Source organism: Peribacillus sp. FSL M8-0224 (assembly GCF_038003055.1).
Taxonomy (GTDB): Bacteria; Bacillota; Bacilli; order Bacillales; family DSM-1321; genus Peribacillus; species Peribacillus frigoritolerans.
In genome coordinates, this window is the sequence record NZ_JBBOOJ010000001.1 from 3,239,046 (window position 1) to 3,252,331 (window position 13,286).

At 42.4% G+C, this 13,286-nt stretch carries 12 protein-coding genes; 2 read left to right on the forward strand and 10 right to left on the reverse strand.

Annotated elements, in window-relative coordinates; all coding sequences use genetic code 11:
- Nucleotides 1–33 precede the first annotated feature (33 nt).
- The 9 genes from dnaJ to gpr all read right to left on the reverse strand — a co-directional run bounded on the left by dnaJ (nucleotide 34) and on the right by gpr (nucleotide 11,154).
- Nucleotides 34–1,149 (reverse strand): molecular chaperone DnaJ, encoded by a 1,116-nt coding sequence (dnaJ, locus tag MKX49_RS15530; RefSeq protein WP_063594190.1) that lies wholly within the window; start codon nucleotides 1,147–1,149, stop codon nucleotides 34–36.
- Between the two features lie 287 nt (nucleotides 1,150–1,436).
- On the reverse strand, nucleotides 1,437–3,269 hold the full coding sequence (dnaK, locus tag MKX49_RS15535; protein WP_034308533.1) for a molecular chaperone DnaK: 1,833 nt from the start codon (nucleotides 3,267–3,269) through the stop codon (nucleotides 1,437–1,439).
- A gap of 37 nt (nucleotides 3,270–3,306) precedes the next feature.
- Nucleotides 3,307–3,900 carry a nucleotide exchange factor GrpE gene (gene grpE / locus MKX49_RS15540; protein WP_230136063.1) on the reverse strand — a complete coding sequence of 198 codons (594 nt, stop codon included), beginning with the start codon at nucleotides 3,898–3,900 and terminating at the stop codon, nucleotides 3,307–3,309.
- A gap of 99 nt (nucleotides 3,901–3,999) precedes the next feature.
- Complete coding sequence (hrcA, locus tag MKX49_RS15545; protein ID WP_048682856.1) at nucleotides 4,000–5,028, reverse strand: heat-inducible transcriptional repressor HrcA; 1,029 nt, start codon at nucleotides 5,026–5,028, stop codon at nucleotides 4,000–4,002.
- 124 nt (nucleotides 5,029–5,152) lie between these two features.
- A complete protein-coding gene (gene hemW / locus MKX49_RS15550; RefSeq protein WP_340876938.1) occupies nucleotides 5,153–6,304 on the reverse strand; it encodes a radical SAM family heme chaperone HemW in 1,152 nt (383 codons plus the stop codon).
- A gap of 89 nt (nucleotides 6,305–6,393) precedes the next feature.
- The gene (lepA, locus tag MKX49_RS15555; protein ID WP_034308543.1) at nucleotides 6,394–8,229 is read right to left on the reverse strand and encodes a translation elongation factor 4; all 1,836 of its coding nucleotides are present in this window, start codon (nucleotides 8,227–8,229) and stop codon (nucleotides 6,394–6,396) included.
- Between the two features lie 175 nt (nucleotides 8,230–8,404).
- Entirely contained in the window at nucleotides 8,405–8,728 is a 324-nt protein-coding gene (locus MKX49_RS15560; RefSeq protein WP_340876939.1) for a YqxA family protein, read from the reverse strand.
- A 21-nt stretch (nucleotides 8,729–8,749) separates the two neighbouring features.
- On the reverse strand, nucleotides 8,750–9,949 hold the full coding sequence (spoIIP, locus tag MKX49_RS15565; RefSeq protein ID WP_340876940.1) for a stage II sporulation protein P: 1,200 nt from the start codon (nucleotides 9,947–9,949) through the stop codon (nucleotides 8,750–8,752).
- Between the two features lie 86 nt (nucleotides 9,950–10,035).
- Complete coding sequence (gene gpr / locus MKX49_RS15570; protein ID WP_048682845.1) at nucleotides 10,036–11,154, reverse strand: GPR endopeptidase; 1,119 nt, start codon at nucleotides 11,152–11,154, stop codon at nucleotides 10,036–10,038.
- A gap of 274 nt (nucleotides 11,155–11,428) precedes the next feature.
- On the opposite strand from gpr, the gene rpsT reads away from it, so the two are divergent.
- A complete protein-coding gene (rpsT, locus tag MKX49_RS15575) occupies nucleotides 11,429–11,695 on the forward strand; it encodes a 30S ribosomal protein S20 (protein WP_034308554.1) in 267 nt (88 codons plus the stop codon).
- 89 nt (nucleotides 11,696–11,784) lie between these two features.
- Here the strand turns inward: rpsT and holA are convergent, their stop codons facing one another.
- Complete coding sequence (holA, locus tag MKX49_RS15580) at nucleotides 11,785–12,798, reverse strand: DNA polymerase III subunit delta (protein WP_340876942.1); 1,014 nt, start codon at nucleotides 12,796–12,798, stop codon at nucleotides 11,785–11,787.
- A 339-nt stretch (nucleotides 12,799–13,137) separates the two neighbouring features.
- Between holA and MKX49_RS15585 the strand changes: the two genes are divergently transcribed.
- Nucleotides 13,138–13,272 carry a YqzM family protein gene (locus MKX49_RS15585; protein WP_034308559.1) on the forward strand — a complete coding sequence of 45 codons (135 nt, stop codon included), beginning with the start codon at nucleotides 13,138–13,140 and terminating at the stop codon, nucleotides 13,270–13,272.
- Nucleotides 13,273–13,286: the final 14 nt, after the last annotated feature.

Here is a 13,286-nt window from a genome sequence, read left to right on the forward strand (position 1 = left end):
TACCAACTCCCAATTTGTTCTTTTTACTTTTATTCACCTATCTTTAAAAGCACGCTTCACTTTTGAGAAAAAGCCATCATCTTGTTCATCTACACCTTGTCCGCTGATATCACTGAACTCACGAAGCAAGTCCTTTTGTTTTTCCGTTAATTTCTTAGGCGTGACAACCAATACGACCACATGCTGATCTCCTTGGCCATATCCTCTGACATTCGGAACTCCTTTGCCCTTTAAACGGAAACGAGTGCTAGTTTGTGTACCTGCTGGAATCTTCAGCTTCACTTTTCCATGCAGCGTCGGAACTTCTATTTCATCGCCTAATGCTGCCTGGGCAAAAGTAACCGGCATTTCACAATAAATATCATCGCCATCCCGTTCAAAGAATTCATGGCTGCGCACATGGAAGACAACATACAGGTCTCCTGCGGGACCGCCATTGATTCCAGGCTCGCCTTGGCCTGTTACACGCAACTGCTGGCCATCATCAATTCCTGCTGGCACCTTGACTTGGATTTTTTTACGTTTTTGGACTTTTCCGTCGCCGCCGCATGTTGAACATTTATTAGGAATGATTTTTCCTGTTCCTTGACAATGGTGACATGCTCTCCGGTTCACAATCCTTCCGAACGCTGTGTTTTGTTCAACATTCAATTGACCGGTTCCATGACAATGTGAACAGTTTTCCACCTTTGTACCTGGTTTGGCACCGGATCCTTTACATGTACCGCAATCCTCTTCACGCGGAATTTCGATCTCAGTATCTTTTCCGAATGCAGCCTCTTCAAACGAAAGCGTCATCGTATACTGTAAATCCGCTCCTTGACGCGGTGCATTAGGATCTCTCCTGCGTCCGCCGCCACCAAAGAAGCTACTGAAAATATCTTCAAAACCGCCGAAACCGCCAAAGTCCTGACCGCCAAAGCCTTGATTGGGATCTGTATGTCCGAATTGGTCATAATGGGCTTTTTTCTGTTCGTCACTCAATACTTCGTAAGCTTCCTTGATTTCCTTGAATTTATCCGCAGCATCGTCCGCTTTATTAATATCAGGGTGATATTGTTTGGAGAGCTTTCGATACGCTTTTTTGATTTCATCCTTCGAAGCACTTTTCGAAAGGCCTAACACCTCATAATAATCGCGTTTACTCATATCTAAAATCCACTCCCGATTCGATTCACATAAAGGTAATATTATCACTGAACGAAGATAATAATCAACTAGAAAAGTACAAACGGCTTTAACACATTTTTGCAAATGGCATTGCCAGCCCCAATTTGCACACATTTTTCTCTAAAATCCCACGATTCCCCATCAGTGATTGCAACAATGTTTCCATTCACTGTAAAAAAAGCCAAAGTCAAGATAACCTGACTTTGACTTTTTTACAATGGAGCAGAATACTGCCCGATATATCAGTGTCCCGATTGGGGCACTTTTTATTTTTTCTCTTCTTCGTTTACTTCAGTGTATTCAGCATCAACGACATTATCGTCTTGAGCAGACTCGCCAGCACCCGCTTCGCCAGCTTGCTGAGCTTTTGCCGCTTCTTCATAAAGCTTCATTGTCAAAGCTTGAACGATTTCGTTAAGTGCATCTTTTTTCACGCGGATTTCTTCAAGCTCATTTTTCTCGATTGCAGCTTTCAGTTCATCCTTCGCTTCATTCGCTTTTGTCACTTCCGCTTCGTCCACTTTACCTTCTAGATCTTTAAGCGTTTTTTCCGTTTGGAAAACTAATTGATCTGCTTCGTTACGAAGTTCAACTTCTTCTTTACGTTGTTTATCGCTATCGGCATTTTCTTCCGCTTCACGTACCATGCGTTCGATCTCTTCATCAGAAAGACCTGAAGATGATTTGATGGTGATTGCTTGTTCTTTGTTCGTACCAAGATCTTTCGCACGAACGTTCACGATACCATTTTTATCGATATCGAATGTCACTTCAACTTGCGGAACTCCACGCGGTGCCGGTGGAATGTCACTCAATTGGAAACGACCAAGAGTTTTGTTATCCGCTGACATTGGACGCTCACCTTGAAGGACATGGATATCAACTGCCGTTTGATTATCAGCCGCTGTCGAGAATACTTGTGATTTACTTGTCGGAATCGTAGTATTACGGTCAATCAGTTTCGTGAATACTCCGCCCATCGTTTCAATTCCAAGTGAAAGTGGAGTTACATCAAGAAGGACAACGTCTTTAACATCACCTGTCAATACGCCACCTTGAATTGCAGCACCCATAGCAACCACTTCATCAGGGTTTACACCTTTGCTTGGTTCTTGACCGATTTCCTTTTTGATCGCTTCAACGACAGCAGGAATACGTGTAGATCCACCAACCAGGATTACTTTGTCGATTTCAGATGCTGAAAGACCAGCATCTTTCAATGCTTGACGAGTCGGTCCCATAGTACGTTCCACAAGACCTGTGGAAAGCTCATCGAATTTAGCTCTAGTCATCGTTACATCCAAGTGAAGCGGTCCAGCTTCTCCAGCAGTGATGAATGGTAAAGAAATTTGAGTTGACGTTACGCCGGAAAGATCTTTTTTCGCTTTTTCAGCTGCATCTTTCAAACGTTGAACCGCCATTTTATCTTTTGAAAGATCGATTCCGTTTTCTTTCTTGAATGCTTCAACCAGGTAATCGATGATGACTTGGTCGAAATCATCCCCACCTAGACGGTTGTCGCCAGCTGTGGACTTAACTTCGAAAACGCCGTCTCCAAGTTCCATGATCGACACGTCAAATGTACCGCCGCCAAGGTCGAATACAAGGATCGTTTGATCTTCTTCCGTTTTATCCAAACCGTATGCAAGTGCTGCAGCTGTCGGTTCGTTGATGATACGTTCCACTTCAAGGCCGGCAATTTGACCAGCATCCTTAGTTGCTTGACGTTCTGCATCATTGAAGTAAGCAGGTACAGTGATAACCGCTTTTGTGACTTTTTCGCCAAGATACTCTTCAGCATATGATTTCAAGTATTGAAGGATGATTGCAGAAACTTCTTGAGGTGAGTATTCTTTTCCTTCAATTACTTCTTTATGGTTGGTACCCATATGGCGTTTAATGGAAATGATTGTGTTAGGGTTTGTAATCGCTTGGCGTTTTGCCACTTCCCCAACTTGCCTTTCTCCATTTTTGAATGCCACTACGGATGGTGTTGTACGGTTTCCTTCCGGATTCGGGATTACTTTTGGTTCCCCGCCTTCAAGTACAGATACACAAGAGTTTGTTGTACCTAAGTCAATACCAATAATCTTGCTCATAGTTTCACTACCTCCCAATTATTTATATGTAAAAATCCTATTCGTTCACTTTTACCATTGCAGGTCGAATCACACGGTCTTTAAGAAGGTATCCTTTTTGGAATTCCTCGACGACGATGTTCGAACCGAAGTTTTCATCTTGAACTTGCATGACCGCTTGATGCAAACGCGGATCGAACTCTTCGCCAACCGAACTGATCGGTTCGATGCCTTCTTTAGCCAATGCACCAGTAATTGCTTTATAGACCATTTCCATGCCGGAAAGCAAGGATTTCGTCTGTTCATTTTCCGCTTCGATTTTTGTTGCTCTTTCAAAATTATCAAGAGCCTCCACTAAATCACTAGCAATACTTTGAACTCTATATTTTTGAGCCGCCTCCATATCAAGCTTGGCACGGCGTCTTGAATTATCAAAATCGGCCTGCAGACGAAGATAACGGTTATCCATTTCTTCGATTTTCGCCTCAAGTTCGGCAATTTTTTCATGAGCCAATTGAAGTTCATCTTTTTCAACCGGACCATCGTTTTCTTCCGCTGCTGGAATTTCTTCTTCAGCGAAAACTGCTTCTGCAGCGCTTTCCTCGATTGTTTCATTTTCCAATGTTTGTTCTTCGTTTTTATTTTCTGTCACAATCTCACCTCCCTAAAAGGGTTATACAATTTATGCTAAAGTAATATGCCAGGCCGCGGAATATACTCCTCCGCCACCTTAACAATATTACCTTTGCTACTATTTTTGATACAGTTTGGTCATCAGGGCCGTTAAATCTTTCGAGAAAAACGAAAGCAAACTGATCACTCGCGAATATTCCATTCTCGTTGGACCCAATATGGCCAATGTGCCAACTTGCTCCTGCCCGATTGAGTAGGTTGCCGTAATCAAACTGCAGTCATCGAGCACTGTGTTTTGATTTTCACGGCCGATCTTGACGTGGATGCCCGATGGATTTTGAGTAATTAGCTCATAAAATCCCTGTTCCTGCTCAATCATCGATAAAAGCGTGCTTACTTTCGCAATATCATGGAACTCCGGCTGCCTCAGCATATTCGTTTTCCCGCCGAAAAATATTTTTTCGGGCTTTGTGTCCGTCAGGGTCTCCGCAAGGACCGAGACCATCGATCCATAGTTATGAATGTGGCGGCTCAATAGAACGGCAACTTCCTTATAGATCTTATCCTTTAGATCAACTAGCGGAACATCGACCAAACGGGAATTCAATATGTTCACCATCTTTTCAATTTCGTTTATATCAAAAGAAGGCGGTAAGGAAATCATTCGATTTTCCACATGACCTGTATCCGTAATAATGATGGCTATTGCCGTTTCAGGACTTAAGGGAATGATCTGGATTTTTTTCAGCTTATGCTCATTCACTTTTGGTCCGAGTACAATCGCCGTATAATTCGTCAGTTCCGAAAGTATTTTCGCTGACTTCTGAACGATCTTTTCCAATTCATAAATTCGTTCTACAAAAACGGATTTTAAAATCTTCACTTCATTCTTTTTCGGAGCTTGAGGAGAAAGTAAATGATCCACATAATATCTATACCCTTTTTCAGAAGGGATCCTACCGGAAGAAGTATGGGTTTTTTCTAAAAATCCCATTTCTTCAAGGTCAGACATTTCGTTGCGAATTGTGGCAGAGCTGAACGTGATTTCATCTTTCTTCGACAAGCTTCGTGACCCGACTGGCTGGGCAGAATGGATGAAATCCTCGATTATCACTTGTAGAATCAATAATTGACGATCAGTTAGCATGTATGATCACCTCTGTTAGCACTCTGTCTCATCGAGTGCTAATATACTAATAAATTATCAAATGCAGCTTATGATGTCAACAATGAAAACCGCTAATTCATCGTTAAAATAACATGGATTTCCTTCAGTCGGAATCAATAACGCCTAAAAATGTTTGGAACACTTCATTTCCTAGCAGTTTGCCCCGCTCAGTCAAGCGCACGAACCCGCCTTCCACCTTAAGCAAACCCTTTGCCGATCCTTCTTCGAGCGGTTTCCTGAAAATCTCCGTCATTTCTACAAAAAATTTATTCTTGAAGATTTCCAATGAAACTCCTTGCGTTTTCCGGAGACCCAAAAACATCTCCTCTTCCATCCGTTCATGAAGCGGTACTGGGTGTTCTTCCAACACAGGCAGCTCGTTCGAAAGCAATGGAGTGATATATTTCTTCACAGGCCCATGATTGGCCACCCTTTTACCTCCAGTATAGCCATGTGCACCAGCACCAATCCCATAATACTCCACATTATCCCAATATGTCAGGTTGTGCCTGCTTTCAAACCCAGCCCGGGCAAAATTACTGATTTCATATTGATGCAGACCATGCTTCTCCATCTCTTCCATCAGCCTCTCATACATCGAAGCCTCGAGCTCCTGCGGCGGCAGGTTTAATTTACCTCTTCGCATCTGATTATAAAAAACCGTCTTCGGCTCAACGATCAATGAGTAGCTTGAGTAGTGCGGCAATTGAAGCGCGATCGCTTTATCCAGCGTATCCTTGAAATCTTCCATCGATTGGCCCGGCAATCCATAAATCAAGTCGATGCTTATATTCGTAAAGCCAACTTCTTGAGCCAAATGGATCGTTTCATATACTTCTGAAGCCCGGTGAGTCCGGCCAATTCGTTTTAATAATTCATCATTGAAGCTTTGCACTCCAAAGCTAAGTCTATTGACCCCTGAATCATAAAGTATCTTGAGTTTTTCCCTTGAAAGATCCCCGGGATTGGCTTCAAATGTATATTCAGCCTTCTTAGAATCAAAGGGCAGGGTTTCATTGATTGCTTCACATAAGAATGCAAGCTGCTTTTCATCCAGTGAGGTCGGTGTCCCTCCACCGACGAAAACCGTATCCAAACCTGCAGTCGGGTATTTGGAAAGCTGCATCACCATTTCCCTTTTCATCATCTGTAAATATTCGTCGACCGGCTGTCCCTGCAAAAATACTTTATTGAAATCACAATAGTGACAAATATGTTCACAAAATGGTATATGGAGGTAGGCGCTTTTGATCATTGTGTTCACAACCTTTTAATCGAATGAGTCGATAGAAAAAGAGGCTAGATCTCCTCTACCCTCTTTTTTCTAACTATCGTTTATTTTATTTATTTTTTGGGTGTCGTATCATCCATTTTCAAAACAGCCATGAAAGCTTCTTGCGGAACTTCAACGGAACCTACTTGTTTCATCCGCTTTTTACCTTCTTTCTGTTTTTCGAGCAACTTACGTTTACGGGAAATATCGCCGCCGTAACATTTAGCCAATACGTTTTTGCGCATTGCACTAATCGAAGAACGGGCGATGATTTTTTGCCCGATCGCCGCTTGGATCGGCACTTCGAATTGTTGCCTTGGAATCAATTTCTTCAATTTTTCAACAATGACTTTACCGCGTTCATAAGCAAAGTCCTTATGAACGATGAAACTTAAAGCATCGACAGTTTCAGCATTCAGTAAGATATCCATCTTCACAAGCTTGGACGGTTGGTAGCCGATCAGCTCATAATCGAATGAAGCATAGCCTCTTGTATTGGATTTCAATTGATCGAAGAAATCATACACGATTTCCGATAATGGAATTTCATAATGAATGCTCACACGAGTCTCATCGATATATTCCATATCAATGAAGTTACCGCGTTTATTTTGACAGATTTCCATGATCGCCCCGACAAACTCCGTCGGTGCCATCATCGTCGCTTTGACATATGGCTCCTCGACACGTTCGATCTTTTGAGCATCAGGCATATTGGACGGGTTATCCACTTTCAGGACCGTTCCGTCCGTTTGCACCACATCATAAATAACACTCGGTGCAGTGGTGATCAGATCGATTTTGAATTCACGTTCAATCCGTTCCTGGATGATTTCCATATGAAGGAGCCCAAGGAATCCGCAACGGAAACCGAAGCCCAATGCTTGCGATGATTCCGCTTCGAACTGCAGCGCTGAATCGTTCAATTCCAATTTCTCCAATGCATCCCGTAAATCATTGAATTTCGATGCGTCAATTGGGTATAAACCGCAATATACCATCGGATTCATCTTCCTGTAACCCGGCAATGGTTCTGTCGCACTATTCACGGCACTCGTGATCGTATCACCGACAGTCGTATCACCAACGTTTTTAATGGATGCCGTAAGGAAACCTACATCACCGACGTTCAGTTCATCCAAAAGCTGTGTTTTAGGGTTGAAAACACCCAATTCGGTAACATCGAATTCCTTGCCAGTGGACATCATTTTGATTTTGTCGCCCACTTTAATGGAACCCTCAACAACACGGATATAGGCAACTACACCGCGGTACGCATCAAACAGTGAATCGAAAATAAGCGCCTTGAAAGGAGCATCCGGATCACCTTGCGGAGCTGGAACCAATTCAACTACCTGTTCCAAAATCTCCTCGATTCCGATTCCCGCTTTAGCCGAAGCCAAAACTGCATCGGAAGCATCCAATCCGATCACTTCCTCGATTTCTCCGCGCACCCGTTCCGGATCTGCACTCGGCAAATCAATTTTATTGATGACCGGAATGATTTCAAGGTTGTTGTCCAAAGCTAAATACACATTTGCAAGCGTTTGGGCCTCAATTCCCTGTGCCGCATCGACAACAAGGACAGCACCTTCACAAGCTGCAAGGCTTCGTGACACTTCATACGTAAAATCGACATGTCCCGGTGTATCAATAAGATGAAAGATGTATTCTTCTCCATCTTTCGCGTTATATTTCAATTGAATCGCATTCAATTTAATCGTAATTCCACGCTCACGCTCTAAATCCATGGAATCCAATAGCTGACTCTTCATTTCACGCTGAGTCATGGCGTTCGTTTTTTCAATGATACGATCCGCCAATGTAGATTTACCATGATCGATATGAGCGATGATGGAAAAGTTACGAATTTTTGATTGTCTTTTTAATTTTTCTTCTCTATTCATGACGTTCACTCCCACTAGTCGACACAATACACTATTTTTTATTATATCAATAGAAAATGCAAGATTCAACAGAATAGTTACAAAAGAAGCATCATTGCAGGACAAAGTATAAAAAAAGGCTGCATCCCGGATTCGGATGCAGCCTTTTGCAGGGCACAATCAACTTATTTCCTACCTAAATCATATCAATAAGGGCCTGAAAGGCACCTGATATGGTCTCTCCAAGCGATTTGCCAATCGATGAGAAAAAGTTGAAAGCTTTCATTTCTTCAAGCTTTTCTTTTTTCGTCTCCAAATCATGACTCGTCACTTTTTCGCCAAGGATATCCGCTTCCATCTCCCCTTGGTCCGATTGGTTAATGATGAATGCACTATTCAAAGAGGGATCTTCATACCCCTTCATTTTTTTCATCCCGTCGTTGGCTTGCTGCATCCCGATTAAAACACCTAAAAACAATACGAGCACAATCCCTGTACATTTCAACCAAAATCGAACCATGATAAGAGAACTCCTTTCAAATTACCTCGCTTCCGAATCCCCGGTCGGATTATCCACTGCTTTGGCATCCCAGTAAAATTCACTGAAAACCTCGGTAAAGGCATCAACGGTCATGTACATTTCCTCGAAAGTATTATCAACACCGCCAACTTCAATTAGCATGGAATTGCCTGATAAATCCTGATTATATACTCCATTTTGACCCGCTCCGCCCTGTTTCATAACCCCTCGTGAAATTCCGGGATATTTTTTTTCCAGAGCTTTATGAATTTTATTGGCAAGTGCGGCATTTTTTTCATAGTTCGGGTTATTCCCCCCGATCACGAAGGCGATCTTGGCATACTCTTTACCTCTGATTGTAATTGTCGTATGTTTCTTCCGCTTTGAATCGCGGTGGATATCAATCAGATATTCTAAATCTTTGTTATTGGCCATTGCCGTCTGGACGGATTTCCGTGATTCTTGATACGATTTGGCATAATTCAATCCTTTATTATTCAGATTGCCCATGATATCCGTTTTATCGAGCGAGGAGCCGATTCCCTTATCAGCCAAATCTTCAACCATCCGTTCCCCGAGTTTCGTAATATTGATTTTAGAATGGTAGGCTAGGTCGGGGTCGGTCACCCCTTTTAAATATGGAAGATATGACTCCCGGTTATGACTATGGTATATCTCGACCACTTTCCGGCCATTGGTCGTTTGATTCGGCTGATTGGTCACTCCTTTATCCGGTTCTTCAATCTCATCCAGGTTTTGCAGGGATGCATCCCTTTCTTCATTCAGGACATCCACTGGCGGCGAAGATTCATACGGCATATTCGTATAATTCGTTCCTTCCCCAGCAACGAGGATCTCATTATCAAAAATCGAAAAGCCAGGAAGCTCCCTTCCCAGTAAACTTCGCGGGTCCTCAAGTGAAATGTTGGTCGAGACTTTTATCAATTGATTCGTGATGATGGATTCCTGCTTACCTTCCGGCAGGGCATTAAAAAGATAATGATTTTCATTGGCCAGCATCGAAAACAGCATTTTTCCCGAGAATTGATTGGCTACAGTATGTACGGAGTTAGAAGATATCCGATACTCCGGTCTTAGGGAAGTCATGACCCCACTGACTGAAAAAACAAAAAGAAGCAAGGCGAGAATACCTAGAAAAGTTTTTATTATTGTTGATCCGTGAATGGCTGTTATGATTCCTGGGGAATTTCTTCTTTTCATCCTTCCACCCTCTCTATAGCTTGTCTATTAATACCTATGACTTTGCTAGAAAGGGTAGAACACCATTTTTGGGCACTGAAAGTGAATTAACGGGTGTAATAGCCGGCATTATCTTGATTTATTGAATGATGCAAGGCTGCATTTAAACCATTGGCTATCAAATTGGCCATATCCTCAATGAAAACATCGACTTCTTTCGGTGTAACCATCAAATTTTGACCAAGCGGTGACAGTACCTCATAAATCAATTTCCGTTTCTCTTCATCAGGGAGGACACCTATCATTCCCAAGAAGGTTTGGCGCTCCTTTTCACCTGGCATATCCTCTTCGGTCAGCTTTGTGCGCTTCCCAAAACTGAATCCAGCTGGTGCCAACGAGCGTGATGGCCTGTCCCCTTCATTCAGTTCCTTGCCAAAGTGCTTCAAAATATAATCTATCGTATCGCTGGCAATGGATACGGCATCCACGACAGTAGGTATTCCAATTGCTATAACAGGAACTCCCAGTGTAGCCTGGCTTAATTCTTTTCGTTTATTTCCCACACCAGACCCTGGATGGATGCCTGTATCCGTAATTTGAATCGTAGAATTCACCCGTTCGATCGAACGGGCAGCCAATGCGTCAACGACGATAAGGAAATCAGGATTACTTTTTTCGATGACGCCTTTTATGATGTCACTTGTCTCGATTCCGGTAATCCCCATCACCCCAGGGGAAATCGCACTGACCGGCCGATAGCCTTCCTTGACGGACTCTGGCTGCAATTCGAACAAATGTCTTGTGACCACAAGGTTCTCAACGACTGCAGGCCCCAAGGCATCGGGGGTAACATTCCAATTACCAAGACCGACAACCAAACAACTGCTTTCTTTTGTGATTTTATTCCGTTTCAAGAAGTAAGCCAGTTCGTTGGCGAACACCTTTTCCACCCGTTGCTGCGTATCCGTGTCCTGCTGGCGGATTCCCTGCACTTCGATGGTCAAATAACTGCCCTGTTTCTTACCGATTTCTTTTTCTCCCTCAGCCGTGACCTCAACTAAGGATACCTTCAGATCATCCACTTCTTTTTCCTTAATAATGACCCCTTCGATGCGGGAAACATCCACTTCCTCTACTACACCTTTATGTTCAAGGGCAATCTCCTTTGCTTCAATCGCCAAATCTGTTCGAATTCCGTATTCACTAAGGTCCAAATTATTTTCCATAACGGCCTCCTGATGTTTGAATTGTATCTAATCTAGTATTTTCAATAGTCTCTCTTAAACATTCTGTCGTTTTTGCTTTTTTATTATTCATTTTTTTGGTACAATGAATGATGACGAGATGAATTTTTTCCCGAAATTATAATTCCTTTTCGATTCTCAATCTGAAGTATTGCATATTTATGAGCAGTCTGATAGAATATCACTTGTGCTATTTGATATGGATTTGAAAAGTCGAGTTCATATAATCTCGATTTCTTTGTAGGAGGTGAACGGAATGCCAAACATTAAATCTGCTATTAAACGTGTAAAAATCAACGACAAAAAACGCGTTCATAACATTACTGTTAGATCAACTATGCGTACTACAGTGAAAAACGCTGAAGTTGCATTAGCTGGTGAAAACGTTGAAGCTGCTAAAGAAGCTCTTTTAACAGCTGCTGTGAAATTAGACAAAGCTGCATCTAAAGGATTAATCCATAAAAATGCGGCAGCCCGTAAAAAATCTCGTTTAGCGAAAAGACTTAACGCTCTTAACGCATAATGACAAAAAATTAAACGATCCAATCGGATCGTTTTTTTTGTGCCGTTTTTTGCATAAAAAAGGTGACAGGATATCTGCCACCTTTTTTATCATCTAATTTTTAAAAGCAGCAGCTCAAGCGTGATTGCCTTATCTGCTTGGCCGGTCTTCATTATATAATCCGCTTCCGCTAAGTCGTTCATGATGCTCAACAACTCGCGTTCCTGGAATTTCCCCGTCTTTTCAAGTGCCAGCTTTACCCTGTAAGGGTGCACCTTCAGTTGACCCGCAATTTTTTGCTGGCTATAGCCCTGACGTGAAAGCTCCTTCACTTGATACATGAGCCTGACCTGACCTGCCATGACACTCAAGATCTTGATCGGCTCTTCATTCTGCCTGAGAAGATCGTGCAGTATCGTCATGGCACTCTCCATTTTCCTCTGTAACACATGATCAACAAGTGTGAAGATATTCTGTTCAAGGGATTTAGCGACCAGCTTTTCCACTACCTCGACTGTAATGTGCTTCTCAGCTTCCGTATAAAGCACCATTTTATCCAGTTCATTCGTCAGCATCATCAGATTCGTTCCTGCAAGTTCAAGTAAAAGCTCTGTAGCCTGCTCATCTATTCGGACTGAAGAAGCTTCGACCCTCTCCTTCACCCACCCCTTTAACTCATGATCACCAAGCTTCTTCGCTTCAACGAGAACCGCCTTACGCTTCAGTTCCTTGGTGATTTTCTTCCGTTCATCCAGTTTCTCATAAGGTGCGGTCAATACGACAATAGAATATGGAACTGGGTCAGCCAAGTACGCTTCCAGTCTTTTCACATTATGCTCAACTCTTGACTTCGTTTTTTCAGCTGTCAAAAAAAATGGGTTTTGCATGAAGACAAGGCGCCTTTCTCCGATAAACGGGAGGGTTTCGACATCTTCAAGCGCAGTTTCAACAGGCGTCTCTTCTAAATCAAATTGAGAAAAGTTAAAATCCATCTCATCTTCGTGAAGGACATTCTCGATCAATAGCTGCTTCGTTTCATTAATTAGATAGGCTTCCGTCCCATATAACAAGTATACTGGCGCGAATTGCCCTTTTTTTATACTTTTCCAAACGTCTAATACCAATAGAATCCGCCTCTTTACTATGTATTCTTCTCTAATGGTATAGGTGGATGGACCATTTGACAAGCTATAAAGGGAACTAGCCCTTAAAAGGGCTAATTCCGGATCTATATGAACACTTTCAAGAAAGGCCCGGGTAATCTCCCTTGAAAGCGGGTAGAGTATTCATGTAGAACAAATGAGCTTTTCGTTTTCTCTTGCTTTGTTTGTACTTTTATTTTGACCTCAAAATCCCAAACTATTTGTGACAACTCTTGTCAGTAAAGGAAATGAAGGAATGAAGCCTGTAGATTTTTTTTTGGTAATGTTTTATACTATTAGCAGAAATAGGAGGGGTAAATAATGAACGAATTCGAAAAGAATGTTCAATCAAAGACAGATGACGTCGCTGATTCCGCTATAGGATTCATCGGTTCTTTTGTATTTTTCGCTGCCATGTTCACCATAGCTGTCGTCATTAAAGCTGTCGGATCCTGATTTCATTCATTACA